Genomic DNA, 21,934 nt, shown 5'->3' with positions numbered 1-21,934 from the left:
TGTCTGAACAAACAGACGACCTCTTACTATAAATTATTGGCTAATTTTATAATAATCTTGAGTGTTGTATTGTCTAAATCCACAATCTAAATATAATTTCTTCGCGTTACTATTTTCTAGAGCAACTTCTAGATGAATTTCGTTCCCAATCTCATTTTCTTTTTGAATGGTTTGGAGTAATGCATTTTTCCCATATCCCTTACCTTGGTATTCTGGAAGTATCGCAAAACCATAAATCCAACTTTCATTATTTTCACGTAGTAAACTCATTTTACCAATTTTTTCATCATTTACTTCTATAATAAATAAATCACGATCTGGTTCATCTATGATGCGCTGATTGTATTTCTCGGCATCAGTTTTTTCAAATCCAAAACATACAACATCTAAATTTGAAATAAAAGAGAAATCTAATTGCTCTGCTTTCGTGAATTTAACGATTGGTGTAAATTCTTTTACTTCTTGGTTTTTCCAAGCCATTTGATATTCTGAAAAAGAATAAGAACAATTTTTTTGATTTCTAATAAATTCCTTCGCTGATGTTGAAGCTTCAGGAGCATTTAATAAAATCGTAGTAACTGGAGATATTGCATTTAGCGCTTCATTTAACAAGCTAGAAAAAATACCTTTTTGGCGAAAACCTGGATGAACCATACCACAGATTTCAACTTTTTCTCCAAAATAGTAAGTTGCTAAAAATCCTACTAGTTGATTTTCTTCATAGTAAAAGAAATCTTCTTTAACATCATTTCTTCGATTTCTTAACATTTCCCAGTTTAACTTTAAAGTTATTTCATCAAATTTCTCGCATGTTTCTTGTAATATGTTGATTTCGTTTAATTGTTTTTCTGTAATCAATTTTTCCACCTTCTTCTTACACTATTTCTTTTAGTCACTTTAGAGTTATTCAACAAAAAAGCATCTCTTCCTTTATTTAGAAGAATGCTTTAATAGAATCAATTTCTATTTATTTCCTCAAGAAGTACATTTAGTGCATTACTTTGATTCGATGATTTCATATTTGTAATGAAAATGTCTTTTTTAGTTTGAAGTTCTTCAATTGATTCTTGTAGTGATTTGTTCGTTAATTCCTCTTCTTCCATCATTAATGCAAAGCCTTTTTCTTTAAAAGAATTTGCATTTAATATTTGGTCTCCCCTACTTTGATTTTTCGTAAGTGGGATAATTAACATCGGTTTATGTAACGCTAAAAATTCAAATATTGCATTTGACCCACCTCTTGTGATAATCATTTGAGATGCGGCCAATACATCAGCTAGCTCGTCATGAACATATTCAAATTGCTTATATCCTTCAATATTTTTTAAACTTTCATCAACATTTCCTTTACCACATAAGTGGACAATCTGATACTTTTTCGTTAGATCCGGTAATGATTCTCTAACCGTTTCATTGATTTTCTTTGCGCCTAAGCTACCACCCATAATTGTTAATATTGGTATATAGCTTTTAAAATGAAGATAGTCTAAGCCCTTTTGTCTTGAACCATTTAATAGTTCCTTTCTAATTGGAGAACCAATAACAGTTGTTTTATTTTTTGGAAAATAATTTTTTGCTTCTTCAAAAGACGTGAAAATTTTTGTAGCAAATCGCTGAGAAATTTTATTTGCAAGTCCTGGTGTCATATCACTTTCATGTATAAATATTGGAATTTTCAATGTGCTAGCAGCAATAATTACTGGTACAGAAACAAAGCCTCCCTTTGAAAAAACTAAACTCGGATTAATTTTTCTTAATGCTTTTCTAGCGTCAAGACAGCCTTTTATTACCCGAAACATATCAATAATATTTTCAAAATCTATATATCGTCTTAATTTTCCGCTTGAGATCCCATAATAAGGTATATCAATTTTATTTATTAGTTCCTTTTCAATTCCTTTTTTAGATCCAATATAATGGATATCCCAATCATTTTTATTCAACTCATTTATAATGGCGATATTTGGTGTTACATGCCCCGCAGAACCACCACCGGTAAATACAATCTTTTTCTTAGACATATTATCTCCAATCTATTTTCTTATTCAAATCAAAAATTTTCACAAAGCCCATACTGGGACTGGAATATCTTTATCGCCCCCACATATTAACTCTCTATTTATTCTCAATTTTATATCTTTATGAACCTTCATAGCTAAAAAATGCATAATTAGGCAAAGTATACTCTTGATAAATTCACCAAATCAGAGTGTATTTCCTCTATAAAGCAAAAATGCATTACTTCACTTTTTAGAAGTAATGCATTTGTTCAGTTGCAAATATATTTGTAACTAACTCTATGTTGTTGAATCTCACTACTGATTTGGCTAATAGATCAAATAGATAACCACTTCGCTCCAAAATCATTTAATCAGATCAAGCGATTTTATCTTTTATCATTAGGATCTACTTCAAACCATTCTGACATCGATAAGTTCGTAGTAGAATCCTCCCAATCATCAATTGATAAATCTGAAAAATCGGTTTCTAATAATTGTTCGGATGTCTTCTTTTGACTAGAGTCATTATCTTGATTGTGAGCATGATTGTGATTTTGGTGTTCTTCTTCATTATGATTTGTATTAGAAGACGATAATTCTGAATAATTTTTTTGATTAAAACTCGTTAATCCAGATGTTATCCCGCTCAATTCAATTTCGTCCATCGTACTTGCAGAGTACTGGTTAATATCTTCTATATTTTGATTATTATACTTTCTCCTATTTGCAACTCTTGAGTTATGTTGCTTTTCCTCGAAATGTTCATGTTCTTGATGTTCATGATGCTCTTGAACCTCTTGTTTATGTTGTTCATGCTCATGCTGTTGATTATGTTCTTGATGTTCTTGATGTCCTTGATGCTCTTTATGCTCTTTATGACCTTCATGATTAGGTTCAAATATACTTGCTGAAAATTCCTCCACATTATGTATAAGATTTTCAGCCCAATTAGGATGATCAGGATGGTGTTCGTGACCTCTGTGATGCTTGTGATGTTCGTTCTGCTCATGCTGATTGTGATGATCTTGATGTTTGTGATGATCTTGATGATCATTTTGTTCGTAATGTCCTTCGTTATGATCTATATTGTGGTGTGAACTTGATTCATTTTCACTGTTAATCATTGATAGAGTACTTTTTAAATCTTTTTCTATATTAACAATTTGATGGTCAAAATTATGTAATTGCTTTTTAATTTCTTCCATATGAGACTCTATTTCATCTATTCTTTTGTTAACCTTATGCAAATTTTTTTGGTGTTCATTTTTTTTCAAATCAAATTGCTCTAATAATTTATCAAATGAAAGATCCATTTTTCTCACCTATTTCGTTTTTTAATATTATGTGTAAATCCACTGTATCCAAATCCTATTTATTGTAAAATTAACATTAATGAAATCGAAATTGTAAAATACAAAAGGGACTCCTTTTAGAAGTCCCAATTTGATGCAGTATCATTCATATAATTTAAATAAAATTTTACCAGTAATAACAGTTACATCGTTCTGGTTCTTTGCGTTTACTTTAAAATATAGGTTGTTTTCATCAACTTTTTCAAGTGTTGAATTTAATGTGATTACATCATTTAAAAATACCATATTCTTAAATCTTATGGAGTAATTTTCAATAAAGCCAACTTCTAAATAATCTGAAAAAAGCTTCGCTAAATTTCCCATTGTCCACATGCCATGTGCAATAATTCCAGGTAAACCAGCTTTCTTTGCTTCTTCATCAATTGTATGAATAGGATTAAAATCACCCGAAGCTCCTGCGTATTTTATTAAATCAATTCGAGATACTGGTTCTAGTACGACTGGTTTTAATGAGTCGCCAATTTGCAAATCTAATACTGTCGTCATACCGAAAGCACCTTCCTAACCTCTTCAGTTATGATAACAACTGATTTAGTAGTAAATATCATATTGCCTGCTTGATCTTCTCCGTTATCTGACAGTACTAGAAAACCCATAAACCCATGCCCACCACGTTTTTCATAATAATCATTAATCTCTGTATAACAATTAATGGTTTCACCAACTAAAAGTGGTCTTTTATATTCAAATGTTTGCTCACCATGAATTAGACCGACATTAGGTAGGTTAAAATTGTCTATTTTCCCATAGTCAAATACTCTTGGAAAAGTCGTCGGAGCAATATTTTGTCTATACCTTGATTGTTTTCCGTATTCTTCGTCAACATAGATTGGATGTAAATCCCCAATTGCTTCAGCAAATTTTTTCACTGCACCACGTTCTACTGTATTTTCAACTGATTTAGAGCGTTTACCGATAAACGATTTAAACATTTATATTCACCTCAATTTTTTTAAGCTTTAGGTCCACCTGCAACATATAAAACTTGACCATTTACATAAGAAGACTTTTCATCGGCAAAGAAAGCAACTGCATTTGCAATATCTTCTGGTTTGCCTGTTCTTCCGGCTGGAATTTGGCTTAAACTTGCCTCAACTAGTTGTTCAAAAGTAATACCGATTCGATTTGCCGTTTCTTTCGTCATTTCAGTTTCGATAAATCCTGGTGCCACAGCGTTAGATGTGATTCCATATTTCCCAAGTTCAATTGCAAGTGTTTTCGTTAGACCTTGTAAACCAGCCTTTGCAGTTGCATAGTTTGATTGTCCACGGTTACCAAGTGCAGATGTTGAAGAAATATTAATGATTCTTCCATATTTTTGTTTAACCATATAGACTTGTGCAGCACGTACAACATTAAATGAACCTTTCAAGTGTACATCCATAACAGTATCCCAATCTGAGTCTGTCATTTTAAATAATAAATTATCGCGAATAACACCTGCATTATTGACTACAATATCTATTGAACCGAATGTATCATTTACTTCTTTCATAGCAGTTTCAACTTCATTGGAGTTTGTAACGTTTGCAACTTTAGTGAATAGTTCATACTGCTTAAATTCTGAAGCAGTTTGTGATAGTGCTTCTTCATTTACATCAATAATGGCTACTTTTGCACCTTCTTTTGCAAATAATTCTACAATACCTTTACCAATCCCTCTACTACCACCTGTAATAAAGGCTACTCTACCTTCGAATCTTCCTCCCATTTTCCTCACTCCTTATCTTTTAAACGTATTGTCCTAATTTGACATGTCCTTTTAGTAAATTACGTGAAATGATTAATCGTTGAATTTCATCAGTACCGTCGTAAATTCTCCATAATCTTGCTTCACGGTACCATCTTTCAATTGGAAGTTCTTTTGTATAACCGATTCCACCATGAATTTGAAGTACACGGTCAACAACTCGATTTCCCATATTCGAACCATAAAGTTTTGCCATTGAAGCTAAATGCCTATTGTCTTCTCCTTGATCGAGTGTATATGCTGCATTTAATACAAGCCATTTAGCAGCTTCTATTTCAACAGCAGAATCCGCTATTTGCCATTGGATAGCTTGTCGTTCGGCAATTGGTTTTCCGAAAGTTTCTCTTTCTTTTGAATAGTCAATGGCCATTTGTAATAAACGCTCAGCGGCACCAACAGCTGTAGCCCCTACAATCCATCTTGCAAATCCGATCCATTCAAGTCCTAAATTATATCCACCATTTAATTCACCTAAAATATTTTCTTCAGGCACACGGACATTCTCAAATACTAAACCAGCTGGTCCCCATTCGCCCATTGTATGAATAAATTCAGATCTCCAACCCATGTCCCGGTCTACTATAAAACAAGTTACACCATCTCTTCCACCAGTTTTTTGATGTCTTTCTTTATCCGTAATTGCAATGACCATTACAAAATCTGCTTCGTTTCCACCTGTAATAAATGTTTTCTCACCGTTTAATACCCATTCATTCCCATCCTTAATAGCGGTCATTTTAATGTTTTGAGTATCAGAACCCGCATTAGGCTCCGTCATCGCAAAGCATGATTTTTTATCGCCATTTATTGTAGGGATAAGGTAGTTCTTTTTTTGTTCCTCGTTACAATAAAATAAAATATTATCCGCATAACCACCGAATTTAAAAGGAACGAATGTTTTTGAAATTTCCATATAAATAATTGCTAACATCATTTGGCCTAAATCAGCACCACCATATTCAGTAGGTGTATTAATTCCCCAGAAACCAGCTTTTTTCGCTTTTAATTGAAGTTCCTTTTCAACTACCGGATCTAAGCTTGGTCTACCTTCACGCTCATTTCTAAGTACTTCATTTTCTAAAGGGATTAATTCTTTTTCAACAAATTTTCGAATTGTTTTTTGAATCATTTTTTGTTCGTCAGTCAGGCGTAAATGCATTTAAATTTCCCCCGTTTCGATCTGATCAAAGTTTTTCATATCAAAAATTCATTATTTTTTCGGCTCTAAAATCACTTTTCCTACTGTTTTTCTTGATTGCAATATCGTATGGACATTGGCTGCTTCACTTAATGGAAATACTTCTCCAATCGTGATCTTTAATTTTCCTTCAGCTAAATATGTAAATAACTCTTCTAAGCTTTGTTTTATTAATGCCTTTTTTCTCAAAAGAGGTGGTAAGAAAAACCCGATGACTGATTGATTTTTTGCCATTAAAGAGGACGGGTAAAACTTACTTTGCTGGCCACTTGCTACACCATAAATAACTAATCTTCCGAAATAAGCTAAGCAGTCTAATGTTTTATAAAAAACATCGCCACCTGCCATCTCTAAGGCAACATCTACACCTTTTCCGTTTGTAGCTTCAAGTACTTTTTGTTCCCAACCTTCTTCGGTATAATTGATTAATACATCAGCGCCCATCTCTTTTGCTAGCTGTAATTTTTCGGATGTACTTGCTGTTGCGATTACTTTGCCAGCTCCAAAAAGCTTCGCTAATTGCACTGCTAAAGTACCTAGACCACCAGCTGCCGCATGAACTAAAACGGTTTCTCCCGGTTCTAGCATCCCCATTGTTTTTAAGATATGGTAGGCACTTAATCCTTGGACGGGTAATGCAGCGGCTATTTTAAAATCCATTTTGTTCGGTAAAGGAATTACCGAACGCTCATCAGTCAAGGCAAAATCTGAGTATCCACCACATTCCAACATTGAAACAACTCGATCACCAATTTTAACTGAACTAACCTCATCTCCAATTTCCACTACGACTCCAGCAACTTCAGCACCAGGTACATATGGCAAAGTGGTCTTAACTACATATTGATTTTCTCTTCGCGCTGTATCAGCATAATTGACACCTGCTGCATGCACTTCAATTAATACTTCTTTTCCCTTTGGTACTGGTCTTGCAAGTTCGACTTTTTCTAATACCTCAGGGCCACCAAATTGTTTAAATTGAATTGATTGCATTATAAACTTCCTCTCAGTTTTTTATTTTCCAGTAAAAATCGCTTTTCTTTTTTCTTTAAATGCAGCAACACCTTCTTGATGATCTTCAGTTGCTACCATTAATGGCTGAGTAATTCTTTCAAGTTCTAGCATTTCATCTAATGTTGATGTAAAAGATTGATTAATTAATTTTTTCATCATACCATTTGCTTTTCCAGGTCCAGCGGCTATTTTATTTGCAAATTTTACTGTTTCCACAGCTAAATTTTCAGGTGGTACGAGTGTGTTAATCATACCTAGCTGATACAATCTTTCAGCAGGAACTGGCTCTGCAGTAAAGAAAAACTGTTTTGCTAAATATGGACCGATTAACCTTGGTAGGAAATAAGAACCGCCTCCATCTGAAATTAATCCTACTTGAGAAAAGCTTAAAGCAAATTTACTATCGTCTGCTGCGATGATTAAATCACATGCTAAAGCCAAGTTAAAACCAGCACCAGCTGCAAAACCATGAACTGAAGCAATAACAGGTTTTTCGATTTCACGAATCGTTTTAATAACTGTATTTAAGATTCCTATATGCTCATATACTGCATTTGGAGTAACGTTTCCCATCGTTTTAACATCTCCACCTGCTGAAAATGAACGACCTGCACCTTTTAGTACAATTGCTTTAATTTCCGGATTCAAATTTGCTTGATTAAGCGCTTCAGTCATACTATTCAACATTTCATAACTAAAAGAATTTAGACTTTCTGGCCTATTTAACGTTAAAGTTAATATCCGCGCTTTAACTTCTACTAATAAATGTTGATTACTCATTTATTACACTCCCTTTATATGAATCTATTTAACTGCTAGATCATTGGCAATCCTAATCAAATTTTCTGCGAATTGGTCAAACTTTGCAAAACGCTGGTCACTTGTTTGCCCTGCTTTAAATCGATAGAAGATTTGTTGAACAATTACTGCTAATTTAAAATAAGCAAAAGCCATGTAGTAATGTATGTTTGATAAATCTCTACCACTTTTCTTTGCATATGCTTCAATAAATTCATCTCTTGTAATAAATCCTTCTTGAATCGTAACAGGTGGTTTACCTAATCCAAATTTTAATAAATCTGGATCATCATTTTGAATCCAATAGCATAAAGCTACACCTAAATCAGCTAAGGGATCACCAATTGTTGCCATTTCCCAATCAAATAGTCCAATCATTTCCTTTAAATCATGACTAAACATTGAATTATTCAATTTAAAATCATAATGAATAATTGATGAGTGATGATTTTTTGGTACATTATTGATTAACCAACTCATTAGTCGATCAACCTCGGCAATTTCACTAGTCTTTGCTCTGTTATAACGTCCAATCCATCCGTTAACTTGTCTTTCCATAAAATTCTCAGGTTTCGTTATTTCTAGGAGTTTTGTTTTTGTATAGTCTATGGAGTGTAACTCTACCAGCTTATTTACCATTACAGTAGATAATCTTTTACGATCTTCAATCGTTACGTTTAAATGTGGAGGAAATGATGAGTCAAATACTTCACCATTTTTTCTTTCCATTATGAAAAATGGACTACCTACGATTACTTCGTTTTCTGAATATAAAATCGGCTTAGGTGCAGCCGAAAAGTGGGGATGTATTTCTGATAAAATCCGAAATTCTCTTTTCATATCATGTGCCTTTGGGGCAACTGGGCCAAGTGGTGGCCGTCTTAACACAACCTCCCATTCTCGAATTTTTAGTAAATAAGTTAAGTTTGAATGACCCGCTGAGAACTGACGAATTGTTAATTCTCCATCTGGAAGACCATCAATATTTTTTTCTAAAAATTTATGTAGAACATGAGGATTTAACTCTTCACCTTTACGAACTTGAATCGTTTCTAATTCAACCTTTTCAGCCATATTACCCCTCCTTCGCTTTAGAAAATCCAGTTTATTTCACAACTAAATGCCTATCTAACTTCTCTCTAAAAACTTCTGGAAGTACTTCACTACGTTGCTCTTTAAAGTTAAAAAATACGATGATCGCATTACCTGTAGCAATCATTTGATTTGTCTCTTCACAACAAATTTCATGTTCGAGATGAAAGCTTTTATTTCCTATTTTTGAAATATAAGTTGATACTGACAATTTTTGATTAAAGTGACCTTGATTTACAAAATCGCATTTTGTAGACGCTAGAATAAACTTCCAATCATCTAGATTCATTGAATAGCCAAGAGATTGGAAGAATTTAATTCGCGCTTCTTCTAAATAAATAAAGTAACTAGTATTGTTAATATGACCTAATGCATCCGTTTCACAAAATCTAGGGGTTACGGTGAATTTTTCCATAAAACAACCTACCTTTATCAATTATTTTGTATTTACCAATACTAACTAGTCGGTATGTAAAGTAGAAGGAGAAACTACTCCCCTACTTTAATCCCTTTTAAGATCATTTCTTGGAATGACTTCGCGATTTCAAATGCATTTTTTTGTCCTTCTGCGTTATACCATTCATAACTCCAGTTCATAACACCTAAAATACCGAATGAAACGATTGGTACATCTAAATCTGATCTTAAATCACCATTTTTAATTCCTTCATTCAGAAGTTTCTCAATATTAAATCGATATAAATCCCTTTTAGCCTTAATTTCTGTTAAACTTTCAGGATTTAAATGTCTCATTTCACGATAAAACACTTTTGCGCTTGGGCCTTGTTTTTTAATGTCCATTAAGCTTAAATAAATGACTTCAAATAGCTTATCTGAAAAGCTTTTCTTTGCATCATTAATAACTTCTTCTTGTTCATTTAATACTTCATCAATAAATTGAAGGTGAATTTCCATAAGAAGCTGTTCTTTGCTTGTATAATAATAGTAAAAAGTTCCTTTTGTAACTCCGATCGATTCGACGATATCTTGAATGGATGTACTCGTAAATCCTTTTTTATCAAATAGCTGTATAGAGTGTTCCTTTATTTTTTGTTTCATTAGATGTCCTCGCAATCTTAAAAATTCAATAGAATTATATCATAGTACAAGGAAGGTTTTATCATAATCTAAATAATTAAATAGAAGGACATCACATCTTACTATATTTATAGATGTTCCTTGTGAAAGATACTTATTATTTTTACTTATGCATAGTATTAATGAAATGCAGTATCAAAAGTAATACCATAAATACATTCTTTCCTTATACTTGCCTGATCGAGCTTTCTTCTTCTCTAATAGCTCTTCTTAATATTTTGCCAACATTCGTTTTTGGTAGTTCATTTCGGAATTCGATCACTCTTGGAACTTTATATGTCGCTAAATGATTTTTGCAGTATTCCTTCATTTCCTCTAAGGTAAGATGTTTATCTTCTTTAAGTACAATCACTGCTTTAACTGTCTCACCTCTATAAGAGTCGGGTACACCTATTACTACAGCTTCTTTTACGAAAGGATGCTCATAAATTACTTCTTCGATTTCACGTGGATACACATTAAAGCCACTTGCTATAATCATATCTTTTTTTCGATCTAAAATTGAGACGTATCCATCTTCATCGACGCTCGCAATATCACCAGTATATAACCATCCATCTCTAATTGTATTTGCAGTTTCTTCTGGCAAATTCCAATAGCCTTTCATCACTTGAGGACCTTTAATAATTAATTCACCAATTTCACCAACTGGAACTTCGTCTAATCCGCTAGCTATATCAACGATTTTTGAATCAGTTGATGGATATGGGATTCCCACAGTACCAGGCTTTCTTGTTGCAAATGCAGGATTACTATGAGTCGTTGGCGATGCTTCAGATAATCCATAGCCTTCTAAAATAGTAGCACCTGTCTTTTTTTCGAATTGCTTCATTAGTTCTACTGGCATCGGTGCACTTCCACTATTACAAAGCTTTATCGCATCTATCGCGTATTTTTCAGACTCAGGATGATTAATTAATGCAATATACATAGTTGGAACACCTGGAAATAGCGTAGGTTGTTCATTTTTTATCGTATTTAAAACTTCTTCAATTTCAAAACGTGGAAGGATAATCATTTCATTTGCCATAAAAACACTTAAATTAATGCATACTGTCATTCCATAAACATGGAAAAACGGTATGATGGATAAAACCCGCTCACGACCCGGATCAAATGCGCCATTAAAAAATTCGCTTTGCTGCATTATATTTGCGTAGAGATTTCGGTGGGTTAGCATGACTCCTTTTGAACGTCCAGTTGTTCCACCCGTATATTGAAGAATTGCAACATCTTCATGAGAATCGATTGTAACTCTTGATCTCCGCTTTGCAAAAATGTTCCAAATGGAACGCCTTCGCCATAATACTCTTCTGTACCAGTTAAATTTACTACGATAATTTTCCGTAAGTTCGTTTCTTCAATTAACGGTTTGACGGTTGGGTACAAACTATTTAATACAACAATCGTTTCAGTTCCTGAATCATTTAATAATTCCTTTAGTTCTCTTTCAACCGACATTGGGTTTATTTGGGTTACGATACCACCTACAGTAAGAATTCCATAATATGAAATAACATATTGTGGACAATTTGGAAGCATGATTGCTACACGGTCACCTTTTTGAATGCCATTTTTTTGTAAAGCAGAAGCAAATCTATTAACAGCCGACTGTACTTCTTTATAAGTATTTTTTTTACCATAAAATGATAAACAAGAATGATTAGGATAGTGATCGACAGTTTCATTAAACATTTCTGGAATTGATTTTGTTGGAATTGATAGTTCTTTTGCAATATATTCAGGATAGTGAGCTAACCAAACTTTATTTGTTGACATACATAACTCTCCATTTCTGATTATGAATATTGTTTTAAACAACTTTTCAAATCTAATAGATTAGAATATTAATCCTCCACCATCAACTGATAACGTTGCTCCAGTCACGAACGATGCTTCATCGGATGCTAAAAATAGTGCAGCAGATGCGACTTCATCAGGAGTCCCTATTCTACCAAGTGCATTTGCACGGGATAAAATCGGCCACTTTCTTTCATCATTTTTCCATTCCTTAATAATATTTGTATCGATTATTCCAGGAGCAATTGCATTTACTCGAATATTATATTTTCCGTACTACAATGCTGCATTTTGTGTTAATAAGACTACTCCACCCTTAGAAGCATTGTAAGCACTTACATATTTCCTACCTTTTAAGCCTAGTAAACTAGCTGTATTTATAATCACACCACTGCCAGATTTTTTCAGCTCAGGAATTGCATATTTTATGCCTAAAAATACACTTTTTAGATTAATATCAATTACCTGATCCCATTCCTCCTCTGCTAAGTCTACACTTCTTACTTCGGAGTTCCCTATTCCAGCATTGTTAAACAAAATATCAATTCTACCAAAATGTTCAACAGCCCGCATCATCAAATTTTGAATGCTCTTACTTTCGGCAACATTCGTTTTAACGAAAATAGCTTCTGGATATTGTTCTTTTATGATACCTAGCGTTTCTTCACCAGTAACTTCATTAATGTCTGCTATAACAATTTTTGCTCTCTCTTTTGCGAAGCGGATAGCTGTAGCACGCCCGATACCACTACCTCCGCCTGTAATAACTGCGACTTTATCTTTTAGTCTCATTTCGACCCTCTCTCAATCTGTCATTTAATTTGAATTAATTCTTTATTGTTGAGAAGTTATTTTCTGCAGCATGTTTTTTTAATTCTAATCTTGCTAATTGCGCTCGATGTACTTCATCTGGACCATCAGCTAATCTTAACGTTCTGGCATTTGCCCATTGAGCAGCTAATGTATAATCATCAGATACACCTGCAGCTCCAAAGGCTTGAATAGCGCGGTCAATTACTCGCAGGGCCATTGAAGGCGCGACGACTTTTATCATTGCAATTTCTGCTTTCGCCTCTTTATTCCCAACTGTGTCCATCATATATGCAGCCTTTAATGTTAGTAATCTAGCTTGTTCAATTTCTATTCTTGAATTAGCAATCCATTCTTGAATAACGCCTTGATTTGCAATCGGTTTACCAAATGCTGCTCGATTTTGAACACGCTTACACATTTCTTCGAGTGCCCGTTCTGCAGCACCAATTAATCTCATACAATGGTGGATCCGACCTGGACCAAGTCTACCTTGTGCAATCGCAAATCCTTTCCCTTCTCCCCATAAAATATTGCTTGCAGGAACTTTTACATTTGTAAACGTAATTTCTGCGTGTCCATGCGGTGCATGATCATAACCGAATACTGGTAATACCCTTTCGATTTTTACGCCAAGTGTATTTAATGGGACTAGAATCATCGATTGCTGTTCATACTTAGGTGCATCCGGATTCGTTTTCCCCATAAATATTGCAATTTTGCATCTAGGATCCCCCGCTCCTGAAGACCACCATTTTCGACCATTGATGATATAATAATCACCATCTTTTTTGATACTCGCTTCAATATTTGTTGCATCAGAAGAAGCAACCTCTGGCTCCGTCATTGAAAAGCATGAGCGAATTTCACCATTTAAAAGTGGTGCCAACCATTTTTCCTTTTGCTCTTTCGTACCATATCTTTCTAAAACTTCCATATTTCCAGTATCTGGTGCACTACAATTAAACACTTCTGGTCCAATCATAGAACGTCCCATAATTTCGCATAATGGGGCGTATTCTAAATTCGTTAACCCTGCTCCAAGGTCACTTTCAGGTAAAAATAAATTCCATAATCCTGCTTGTTTTGCTTTTTGTTTTAATTCTTCCATAATCGGAGGTACATCACTCCACCTAGTTTCTTGTGCATTTAACTGTTGCTCATATATTCGCTCGTTAGGATAAACATAAGTTTCCATAAAATTTTTTAATTTTAATTGAAGCTCTTTACTTTTTTGCGAATATAAAAAATCCATTCAATCATCCCTTTCACATATCGTTTTTGACTAACAAGAAGTTACAGTGATTAATAGATCAGTATTTAAATAGTTTCCTTTGAAAAATTGACATTTACTACGCTTATACCATCTGCAAATACCGGAACAACATTAAAAATACTTTTACTACAAACAAATTTTAATTCCTCTTCAAATCCATAGCGAATTAACATTTTACCAACATTTGATTCCGCTAAAATCTCATCACATTTTTCTTTCAACCCTAAGTAAAAATAATGAGCAGATTTAGCTGCATCGGATAAATCTAAATGACATGATTCATTTACTAAGCAATCAATAAAATAACCTGCTCCATAAAAGTCTTCCATATTAAATTGTCCTGACGACCCCGAACATACTAAAATAACAGACTCATCTTTATAGGATTGTATTAAATGATTTGCAACTGCATTTGCATTCAAAATGGATGCAGCGTATACCCTCTTTGCATTTTGAGAATTTTTTAATGCCACAGTTCCATTCGTTGTTGATAACACGATTGACTGTTCAGCAACAACTTTCTTTAAAGTTAATGGATTAGGAGATAGAAAACCTTCTATTGTATTCCCTTCGTATTCTCCTATTAATAGATATTCTTTGTTCAAATTTTTATTTGTGAAACGAACTGCCTCTTGTCCATTCTTAACAGGTATAACCTCTTTAGCACCAAAGGCTAATGTCGCTGTAATTGTTGAAGTAGCAAGTAACACATCAAAAACGACTACTATCTTTTCATCGTTTATTTTTTGAAAATCAATGTCTTCTTTTTTCATCAAAAGATGAAGTTTGCCCATTAACAAAACTCCTTTTTGATTATGATGTTTCAAACATTACACAATTGATGCTCCACCATCAACAACTAGAACAGATCCAGTCACATAATTCGAAGCTGGCGTTGCTAAAAATAAAGCCGCACCTTTTAATTCGTCTTCATTTCCAAATTTCTTAAGTGGTATAGATTCTATTATTTCATCTGTTCCGTGGGAAATAACATCTTTAGACATTTTTGTTGGGAAAAAACCAGGAGCTAATGCATTTACATGAATGCCACTAGGACCCCATTTAGCAGCTAAATCTTTTGTAAAACTGATCACTGCACCTTTACTTGCACTATAACCAACCGCATTCATTACTTTCGGATTAGTTCCCACTAAGCCAGCAATAGAAGCAATATTGATAATTTTTCCAGATTTTTGTTCTAACATGATTTTCCCAACTGCTTGGGACATTAAAAAAGTACCGGTTACATTAACATTCATTACTTTATTCCATGCCTCTAATGGCATGTCTTCAGCAGGTGCTCCCCAAGACGCACCACTATTGTTTACTAATATATCAATTCGCCCAAATTTCTCTTTCGTTTCTTCAACTACTCTTTGCACATCTTCTTTGTTTGTTACATCACACTTCAATGCGAAAGATTCTACACCTAAACTTTTCAATTCTTCACTAATTTCCTGGCATGCTTCTACATTTCGAGAACAAAGTACAACATTTGCACCTGCTTCAGCGAATCCTTTTGCAATTTGTTCACCAAGACCTCGTCCTCCACCAGTTACAATAGCTACTTTCCCAGTTAAATCAAATAACTCTTTTACGTGCATTTCAAATCCTCCTAAAATTAGTATTTATTTTATAAAGCCCCAATTTTTGCTCAATACTTTCGCTTCATTCTAAAACAAACTTTTAGATACTAACCAGTCGGTATGTTTGTTAATTAGATAATACAAGATAAATTCTGAATATTCAATATTAAATGTTGTTATTTTTTTTTATGTTACTTTTTATCCATATTCACATTTACTAGATTATTTGCTTACTATTTTAGTTTGAGTTAGGATATACCTTTTTCAAATAACCCATTTAAATAGGTTCCAACAGTAAAAAAATCTTTTAAAACGTTTAAACCAATAGATTTTTGATCATCCTTCATTTATACGGCTCCTTTTGTTTGTAGCTCTACAATTGGTTTGGGTAGGATTTATCCATCTCATTCGTTCCAATTGCAACCTACGTTCAGCAAAATGGAGCCGTTTCGTTTTTTACCAAGATAAATATAGTTTTATGCAATCGTCCCTCAAGCATTTGCTCAATAAATAGATTCAAATACATTTTTCATAATTTATGATGTCTACACTGCTGATTAGGTGTAGATTTTTCAAGATCTATGTGAGTTTCTAGTTTAGTCGGATTCATAATCGGTTGATGGTGGATTCGATGTGGTATTTGATTTACTTTTGCTGTTAAACGTGAAAGTGTATAGAAGAAGAATGAGGATCAGTATACTTGCGACAGTATCTTGAATGTAAAAACTGGTTTTGTAATCTGCCCAAAGTGTTTTGCTTGAGCTCATTTTTTGTTTCGATTCATGAATATAGTGTTTTACTTCTGGGTGGTTCGGATAGATTTTTTGGACTGCTTCAAATTTTGTCAGTGCATTTTTGTAATAGCCGGCCCAGTAGAAAATTAACCCTTCTTTGAACAATTTATCAGTTTTGCTTTCAGTGACATGAACGTCTGCTTTCTTGACAACCTTTTTCAATGTGTTCACAGGTACCGCAAAATGAAATCCTTGCACTTCTTGGTCATTCACCGTATCTCCTCGGAAAGTGAGTAAGCCAATCAATTGTCCTTTGTTATTAATGATGGGTCCTCCACTATTTCCATGGGTAGATGCTGCATTGATTTGAAGGACTGGGCTACCAGCTAATGTAGTTTTTGAGATAGCTGAGATTTGCCCTTTATTCATCGTGGGGATCACATAACTATGCATCGATAGCAATTCAGAATCTGCCGCAGCTGGGTAGCCAATCACCCAAATATTGTCTTGATCTTGAATGGAGTCACTGTTTCCAAGTGGAATTGTAGGATAGTGGGAGCCGTCTATTTTTAAGAGGGCCACATCTTTGCCATGATCGGTAGGTTGTTGATAGCTTTTGACGACTGCGCTAATAGGATCATCTACTGTCGGCAAGTATACGTCGACGCCTTTTTGGAAGATTTCGTAACTAGTATACTGTTTCAAGTATGCATCTGTGAATTTGTGCGTCCAATTATTTTCCGTAGCAACATCATCCACAAGAATTGAAAATGCTTGAGAAAGAATATCATGATCGGACAATTGATGAGAATAAATGAGAACATGAGCGTTTGTTACAATATAGCCGTCCGAATTAATGATAGCTCCAGATCCAAAACCGTCAAGTTCGGTTTTATAATCCCATTTCTTCAGCACACTCGTCACGCGTTCATCATCTAAATTAATCGTCCATTTCACAATCGCATAATCAACAATTCGAACAACTGCGGGCTTTGTGGTTTCAGCTAATTGTTGAGGTTTGAGTAAGTCAGGGGTTGAAGGTTTAGTCGAAGTGAGCACAAACGTTGTAGCGATAAGGATTGCTAACAAGATACAAAACGGAATGGTTATGAATGCTTTTTTTTTCATTCCACACATCCTCTCATTTGTTTTGCTTACGATCATCTCCCAATTGAGAGTACATACACAAAAGCAAAAAAATGACATACACCCTTACTGATATTTGCACTATAAAATCAATCATTTCTTTAGCCATTTAACTTTAATGCAATAGAAAAAGCCGCAATTATGCAGCTTATACTCTACTACTATTGTATGGTAATTCAATAAAAATTAGATTATTTATTGAAAATTTCTTCTCCAATCTACAATTAAAATATTATCATTACTAATTAAGGGATCGTAGTTAATTCTACATTTACTAACCATTTATCGATTGCTGATTTAGGATAGTAAAACTCTGATCCAATTTTTAAATGAGGAAGTTCACTCGAATAACTACCTTCACCATCATCTAACTCTGTTAATTTTTGAATTTCTTCCTTACTTAATCCTAAATAATCAACTAACTCTGACTGTGTTAATAGTTGATGTTGATGCTGTACAGAAAGACTCGTTGAAACTTTTGTTCCCATTCCATTAGAAATCATCCAACTTCCAATCACGATACATATCCCTAAAAGAAATATTGATATAGCTATAATATAATTTTTCATATGTTCACCTCTATTCATTTAATTCAATATCAGCACACTTTCCCTTTATTAAAAAACTAAACTTTTATCCAGTAATCAAAATTAGAGATTGAGAGTAAAACACATACTTTTACATTTGAAAGTTAATTTCATATTTATACCAAAGGGCTAAGATTTATGTTGTAAAACTTTATAAATCTTATTCTTCTTTTTCACATAACGGCAAAACGGTAGAATATTTGATTTCTCTTAAAGCTAAACTTGTTTGAATTCTTGTAATTCCGAGTTGATTTAACTTACGAATAAAGTTCTCCAATTCTTTTCGTTCTCTGTTGGCAACTTTTAATAAATAGTCATACTCCCCTGTTAATAAGTGGCACTCTAAAACTTCAGGCATAGATTGTAACGCTTTCTCTAACACTTCTAATTTATCGGCTTGATGGATATTTGTATTGATAAAAATAAAACAAAGCAAGTCAAATCCCAGCTTTTCTTGATTTAAGATCGCAACTTGTCGATCGATATATCCCTCATTTTCTAATCGTTTAACTCTCGCATGTGTAGCTGGTGGTGACAAATTCACATGTCGCGCTAGTTCCGTATTGCTAATTTGGCTTTCCTTTTGTAACTTATCTAAAATTTTAAGATCTACTTCATCTAATACTTTATTTCCTTGGTGTTCCACTTCTATCTACTCCCTTTCATTTATTCGGAAAATGGTTTCGATTCAACACTTAAAACGAATTATATTTCCCGAAATAACGCTTTTGATTAAGATTATTTCGTATTTATATCATTATACAAAATAATCTACGGTGAAATAAACAATTATGTTAAACTATTAAAAAAATAGTAAGAAATCACTGTGTAAGGTCTTTTTTAAACATTAAAACAGTGAATTTGGGGGTTTAGATATGCCAATCTTATATATACTGTTGTTATTATTAACAAGTTTGTTATGGGGAGGAAATTTTGTCGTTGGAAAATCCCTTGTTGGTCACGCTTCTCCAATGACCTTGACGACGCTAAGATGGGGAATTGCAATTATCGTATTATTACCAATCGTATGGTGGAAAGAAAAGAAGATTTTACCTCCACGTAAAGCTATTCTACCATTAATCATGATGGGAGTTACAGGTGTTGTTCTTTTTAATCTCTTTCAATTTATGGCATTAGAAAAGACATCTGCAACAAATGTCGGTTTAATTTCGACCCTAAATACAATTTCCATTGCTTTATTTTCATCTTTATTTTTAAAAGAAAGAATGAACTTTTTACAAATATTTTCAATGTTTATTTCGTTCTTAGGGGTTATCCTTGTACTTTCTAAGGGAGATCTTAATCTATTATTCTCAATGAAGTTTAATTTAGGAGATTTATGGATGGTCATTGCCGTCTGCATATGGGGAATCTATTCGGTTTGTAGTAGATGGGCAACAAGGCTTATATCACCTATGTTGTCTACACTATACTCAGGGATATTTGGACTCGTTGTAATCATCCCTTTTAATCTCTCAGATTTTACGCTTGTGAAAATGAATGGCTCATTTATTTTCTCAATTTTATATACTGGTATTATTTCGACTGTCTTATGTATGCTCTTTTGGAATATTGGTGTCCAAAAAATTGGAGCAACTTCAGCAGGTATTTTCCTAAACTTCAATCCGATTTTCACAGCCATTTTAGCGTTTTTCTTATTAAATGAAAAAATGACATGGGTTCAAGGACTTGGGAGCATTATCGTAATACTAGGTAGTTTCTTGTTCACTTACTTTAAAACAAATGGAATGTCTAAAAACAATCGGATTGTAAAGAAATCTATGAAATCTCCAGCTTAAAGTCTTCAAGTTGAGAATTTCTTCTGCCGTATATTCGTTAGCTGAATAATAATTATTAAAATAGCCTGTATCAACGATTACTTGGTAATCTTAGATACAGGCATTTTATATTAATCTTGTTTTCTTAAATAGATCTAGACTTTCACTCTTTAATGATCATTTCACTTTCTGGATTTATCTATTTTCGTAGAACAAATACTCCCCTTAATCTAAATAAGACATATACTCATATGCTGTAGTTCCATATACACTTTTAAAATGTTTATTTAAATGGGTTAAATCTACAAAGCCACATTCCGATACCGCTGAATATATATCTCTATTTTTTTCGATCAACTGCTTTGCGCGTTCAATCTTACAGTTAAGAAAGTATTGATATGGTGATATGCCCGTATGAGTCTTAAAGTATCTAATAAACTTGAATTTGGATAAATTAAGTTCATTACATATCTCATCAAGCTTAAGAACTTTTTCCAAATTGGAATGAATCAAATTCTTCGCTTTTTTCATTAGCGCGTTATCTTTCTTATAATCTCTTGAAAGATTAGTTCTAATAAGACGATCTGCTAGAGATACTAGTAATTCACTACAAAATGCCTCATCTTTTTCACTTAATATAGCATTAGAAAGACTTACTATTTTTTGTTCAAGTTGATGATCATACACAATAGGGTTCGAAAAACGTACTAAGTCCTTGTTCTCATTTACTTCTAACAGCAATTGTGGATCTAAATATAGCATGACATAATCAATACCAGACTCATCATATGCCATTCCGTCATGTGCTTGTTCTGGATTAAAAAGCATGACACCATTTTGATGTGATAACTGTAAACTTCCATCCAGATTATATTGTTGTATACCACGTAATGTAACACCTATGGCATACTCTTTGTGAGAGTGTTTTTTATACTTAAAATCAGTCATACTTGCTGAGAGCGCCGTAATACCTGATGATTTTTTGTAGATAAATTTCTCCATTAAACTCACCTCTTTAACAGCTTACTTATATCCATATCATGACTGCTGCGTAAACTAAGCAAAATGCCATCACGATATTAACAGTTTTTTTGTGTTTCTGTAAAAAAACTTTGAAGATTGAACCGAAAAGAACCCATGTAATAAATGCTAAGAATCCAATGATTGTGATCACGATAACATTAATTGTAACAGTAGACATTTTGACATGATAAGGCAATATATAGCTAGGAATAACTGTCATTGTAAACAGTACCACCTTTGGATTTAAAAACTGCATCAGAAATCCTGACATAAAGGTACCTGATTGTTTCTCGGATGATTTTGATGAATCCATTTTGTAAATCTGATAGGCAAGATAGATCATATAAAAGCTTCCTATAACCTGCATAAGATTTAAAATTTTTGGGATAATCCCTATCAGCATTGTGTTTAACATAGCAGAAATTAAAAGTAATAAACCAAAAGCAAGCGTTGCACCATATGTATATTCCAATGCCTTTTTTGTCCCAGTATTATGCACTGTCGATAATATTACGATATTAGTAGGTCCTGGTGTAAAAGTAACAATAAAACAATATAAAATAAAAGATGTAAAATTCATGAGGTAACTCCTTTCACGTTATTCTCATTTCATCTTACAGCTTAAATTTAAATGCTATATAGTATATTATTGCAAGTTTATTCTATAATTTCACGACACAAAAAAAGGTTGTCTAATTAGAAACCTTTATAAACCCTTATTGAACTTATGTATGTGTTGTTGTATCAGAAACTTATTTTAAGTCTAAGGAGTCATGACTATTAATTAATAATTAGGTCTAATAGAAAAAAAACCAGAAAAACCATCTCATAGGTTTTTCTGGCTTCTAACTTAATAAGGTAGTACTAAAAG

At 33.4% G+C, this 21,934-nt stretch carries 21 protein-coding genes and 2 pseudogenes; 1 reads left to right on the top strand and 22 read right to left on the bottom strand.

What is annotated here, in order from left to right; translation table 11 throughout:
* Nucleotides 1–33: 33 nt before the first annotated feature.
* The 20 genes and pseudogenes from AN960_RS23005 to AN960_RS22910 all read right to left on the bottom strand — a co-directional run bounded on the left by AN960_RS23005 (nt 34) and on the right by AN960_RS22910 (nt 18,908).
* Nucleotides 34–858, bottom strand: coding sequence for a GNAT family N-acetyltransferase (locus AN960_RS23005; protein WP_056476938.1), 825 nt, complete (start codon nt 856–858; stop codon nt 34–36).
* 98 nt (nt 859–956) lie between these two features.
* Nucleotides 957–2,021, bottom strand: a complete 1,065-nt coding sequence (murG, locus tag AN960_RS23000) for an undecaprenyldiphospho-muramoylpentapeptide beta-N-acetylglucosaminyltransferase (protein WP_056476937.1) — start codon at nt 2,019–2,021, stop codon at nt 957–959.
* A gap of 365 nt (nt 2,022–2,386) precedes the next feature.
* The gene (locus AN960_RS22995) at nt 2,387–3,313 is read right to left on the bottom strand and encodes a hypothetical protein (protein WP_056476935.1); all 927 of its coding nucleotides are present in this window, start codon (nt 3,311–3,313) and stop codon (nt 2,387–2,389) included.
* A gap of 141 nt (nt 3,314–3,454) precedes the next feature.
* The gene (locus AN960_RS22990) at nt 3,455–3,859 is read right to left on the bottom strand and encodes a MaoC/PaaZ C-terminal domain-containing protein (protein WP_056476930.1); all 405 of its coding nucleotides are present in this window, start codon (nt 3,857–3,859) and stop codon (nt 3,455–3,457) included.
* Nucleotides 3,856–4,305 (bottom strand): MaoC family dehydratase N-terminal domain-containing protein, encoded by a 450-nt coding sequence (locus AN960_RS22985; protein ID WP_056476929.1) that lies wholly within the window; start codon nt 4,303–4,305, stop codon nt 3,856–3,858. Before AN960_RS22985 ends, AN960_RS22990 begins: the two co-directional genes overlap by 4 nt.
* A 20-nt stretch (nt 4,306–4,325) precedes the next feature.
* Nucleotides 4,326–5,084 carry a 3-oxoacyl-ACP reductase FabG gene (fabG, locus tag AN960_RS22980; RefSeq protein WP_056476927.1) on the bottom strand — a complete coding sequence of 253 codons (759 nt, stop codon included), beginning with the start codon at nt 5,082–5,084 and terminating at the stop codon, nt 4,326–4,328.
* 19 nt (nt 5,085–5,103) lie between these two features.
* On the bottom strand, nt 5,104–6,282 hold the full coding sequence (locus AN960_RS22975) for an acyl-CoA dehydrogenase family protein (RefSeq protein ID WP_056476924.1): 1,179 nt from the start codon (nt 6,280–6,282) through the stop codon (nt 5,104–5,106).
* A 51-nt stretch (nt 6,283–6,333) separates the two neighbouring features.
* Nucleotides 6,334–7,314, bottom strand: a complete 981-nt coding sequence (locus AN960_RS22970) for a quinone oxidoreductase family protein (protein ID WP_056476921.1) — start codon at nt 7,312–7,314, stop codon at nt 6,334–6,336.
* A 21-nt stretch (nt 7,315–7,335) separates the two neighbouring features.
* Nucleotides 7,336–8,115, bottom strand: a complete 780-nt coding sequence (locus AN960_RS22965; protein WP_056476918.1) for an enoyl-CoA hydratase/isomerase family protein — start codon at nt 8,113–8,115, stop codon at nt 7,336–7,338.
* 24 nt (nt 8,116–8,139) lie between these two features.
* A complete protein-coding gene (locus AN960_RS22960) occupies nt 8,140–9,207 on the bottom strand; it encodes a phosphotransferase family protein (protein WP_056476915.1) in 1,068 nt (355 codons plus the stop codon).
* Nucleotides 9,208–9,238: 31 nt separating this feature from the next.
* Nucleotides 9,239–9,640, bottom strand: coding sequence for an acyl-CoA thioesterase (locus AN960_RS22955; protein ID WP_056476912.1), 402 nt, complete (start codon nt 9,638–9,640; stop codon nt 9,239–9,241).
* A gap of 74 nt (nt 9,641–9,714) precedes the next feature.
* Nucleotides 9,715–10,284 carry a TetR/AcrR family transcriptional regulator gene (locus tag AN960_RS22950; RefSeq protein WP_056476909.1) on the bottom strand — a complete coding sequence of 190 codons (570 nt, stop codon included), beginning with the start codon at nt 10,282–10,284 and terminating at the stop codon, nt 9,715–9,717.
* Nucleotides 10,285–10,489: 205 nt separating this feature from the next.
* Nucleotides 10,490–12,102 (bottom strand): annotated as a pseudogene (locus tag AN960_RS22945) (long-chain-fatty-acid--CoA ligase).
* A gap of 60 nt (nt 12,103–12,162) precedes the next feature.
* A pseudogene (locus AN960_RS22940) lies at nt 12,163–12,915 on the bottom strand (SDR family NAD(P)-dependent oxidoreductase).
* A 34-nt stretch (nt 12,916–12,949) separates the two neighbouring features.
* Nucleotides 12,950–14,188 carry an acyl-CoA dehydrogenase family protein gene (locus AN960_RS22935; RefSeq protein WP_056476906.1) on the bottom strand — a complete coding sequence of 413 codons (1,239 nt, stop codon included), beginning with the start codon at nt 14,186–14,188 and terminating at the stop codon, nt 12,950–12,952.
* A gap of 65 nt (nt 14,189–14,253) precedes the next feature.
* A complete protein-coding gene (locus tag AN960_RS22930) occupies nt 14,254–15,003 on the bottom strand; it encodes a 2-phosphosulfolactate phosphatase (RefSeq protein WP_056476903.1) in 750 nt (249 codons plus the stop codon).
* A gap of 36 nt (nt 15,004–15,039) precedes the next feature.
* The gene (locus tag AN960_RS22925) at nt 15,040–15,813 is read right to left on the bottom strand and encodes an SDR family oxidoreductase (RefSeq protein WP_056476900.1); all 774 of its coding nucleotides are present in this window, start codon (nt 15,811–15,813) and stop codon (nt 15,040–15,042) included.
* A gap of 578 nt (nt 15,814–16,391) precedes the next feature.
* Nucleotides 16,392–17,657 carry a S1C family serine protease gene (locus tag AN960_RS22920; protein WP_056476897.1) on the bottom strand — a complete coding sequence of 422 codons (1,266 nt, stop codon included), beginning with the start codon at nt 17,655–17,657 and terminating at the stop codon, nt 16,392–16,394.
* Between the two features lie 263 nt (nt 17,658–17,920).
* Nucleotides 17,921–18,244 (bottom strand): helix-turn-helix domain-containing protein, encoded by a 324-nt coding sequence (locus tag AN960_RS22915; protein WP_056476894.1) that lies wholly within the window; start codon nt 18,242–18,244, stop codon nt 17,921–17,923.
* A 178-nt stretch (nt 18,245–18,422) separates the two neighbouring features.
* Nucleotides 18,423–18,908: an Lrp/AsnC family transcriptional regulator gene (locus AN960_RS22910; RefSeq protein WP_056476891.1), complete on the bottom strand. Its 486-nt coding sequence runs from the start codon at nt 18,906–18,908 to the stop codon at nt 18,423–18,425.
* Between the two features lie 229 nt (nt 18,909–19,137).
* Between AN960_RS22910 and AN960_RS22905 the strand changes: the two genes are divergently transcribed.
* Nucleotides 19,138–20,061 carry a DMT family transporter gene (locus AN960_RS22905; protein WP_056476887.1) on the top strand — a complete coding sequence of 308 codons (924 nt, stop codon included), beginning with the start codon at nt 19,138–19,140 and terminating at the stop codon, nt 20,059–20,061.
* A 204-nt stretch (nt 20,062–20,265) separates the two neighbouring features.
* Here the strand turns inward: AN960_RS22905 and AN960_RS22900 are convergent, their stop codons facing one another.
* Complete coding sequence (locus AN960_RS22900; protein ID WP_056476884.1) at nt 20,266–21,042, bottom strand: AraC family transcriptional regulator; 777 nt, start codon at nt 21,040–21,042, stop codon at nt 20,266–20,268.
* Nucleotides 21,043–21,067: 25 nt separating this feature from the next.
* Nucleotides 21,068–21,643, bottom strand: a complete 576-nt coding sequence (locus AN960_RS22895; RefSeq protein ID WP_056476881.1) for a LysE family translocator — start codon at nt 21,641–21,643, stop codon at nt 21,068–21,070.
* Nucleotides 21,644–21,934: the final 291 nt, after the last annotated feature.

Source organism: Bacillus sp. FJAT-25509 (assembly GCF_001420605.1).
In the GTDB taxonomy this organism is placed as follows: Bacteria; Bacillota; Bacilli; order Bacillales; family Bacillaceae_G; genus Gottfriedia.
This window is presented reverse-complemented; position numbering and strand designations above follow the sequence as displayed.

Coding starts and splice junctions, on each gene's coding strand:
- murG (WP_056476937.1), bottom strand. CDS start 2,021: ATGTCTAAGAAAAAGATTGTATTTACCGGTGGTGGTTCTGCGGGGCAT.
- AN960_RS22995 (WP_056476935.1), bottom strand. CDS start 3,313: ATGGATCTTTCATTTGATAAATTATTAGAGCAATTTGATTTGAAAAAA.
- AN960_RS22990 (WP_056476930.1), bottom strand. CDS start 3,859: ATGACGACAGTATTAGATTTGCAAATTGGCGACTCATTAAAACCAGTC.
- AN960_RS22985 (WP_056476929.1), bottom strand. CDS start 4,305: ATGTTTAAATCGTTTATCGGTAAACGCTCTAAATCAGTTGAAAATACA.
- fabG (WP_056476927.1), bottom strand. CDS start 5,084: ATGGGAGGAAGATTCGAAGGTAGAGTAGCCTTTATTACAGGTGGTAGT.
- AN960_RS22975 (WP_056476924.1), bottom strand. CDS start 6,282: ATGCATTTACGCCTGACTGACGAACAAAAAATGATTCAAAAAACAATT.
- AN960_RS22970 (WP_056476921.1), bottom strand. CDS start 7,314: ATGCAATCAATTCAATTTAAACAATTTGGTGGCCCTGAGGTATTAGAA.
- AN960_RS22965 (WP_056476918.1), bottom strand. CDS start 8,115: ATGAGTAATCAACATTTATTAGTAGAAGTTAAAGCGCGGATATTAACT.
- AN960_RS22960 (WP_056476915.1), bottom strand. CDS start 9,207: ATGGCTGAAAAGGTTGAATTAGAAACGATTCAAGTTCGTAAAGGTGAA.
- AN960_RS22955 (WP_056476912.1), bottom strand. CDS start 9,640: ATGGAAAAATTCACCGTAACCCCTAGATTTTGTGAAACGGATGCATTA.
- AN960_RS22950 (WP_056476909.1), bottom strand. CDS start 10,284: ATGAAACAAAAAATAAAGGAACACTCTATACAGCTATTTGATAAAAAA.
- AN960_RS22935 (WP_056476906.1), bottom strand. CDS start 14,188: ATGGATTTTTTATATTCGCAAAAAAGTAAAGAGCTTCAATTAAAATTA.
- AN960_RS22930 (WP_056476903.1), bottom strand. CDS start 15,003: ATGGGCAAACTTCATCTTTTGATGAAAAAAGAAGACATTGATTTTCAA.
- AN960_RS22925 (WP_056476900.1), bottom strand. CDS start 15,813: ATGCACGTAAAAGAGTTATTTGATTTAACTGGGAAAGTAGCTATTGTA.
- AN960_RS22920 (WP_056476897.1), bottom strand. CDS start 17,657: ATGAAAAAAAAAGCATTCATAACCATTCCGTTTTGTATCTTGTTAGCA.
- AN960_RS22915 (WP_056476894.1), bottom strand. CDS start 18,244: ATGAAAAATTATATTATAGCTATATCAATATTTCTTTTAGGGATATGT.
- AN960_RS22905 (WP_056476887.1), top strand. CDS start 19,138: ATGCCAATCTTATATATACTGTTGTTATTATTAACAAGTTTGTTATGG.
- AN960_RS22900 (WP_056476884.1), bottom strand. CDS start 21,042: ATGGAGAAATTTATCTACAAAAAATCATCAGGTATTACGGCGCTCTCA.
- AN960_RS22895 (WP_056476881.1), bottom strand. CDS start 21,643: ATGAATTTTACATCTTTTATTTTATATTGTTTTATTGTTACTTTTACA.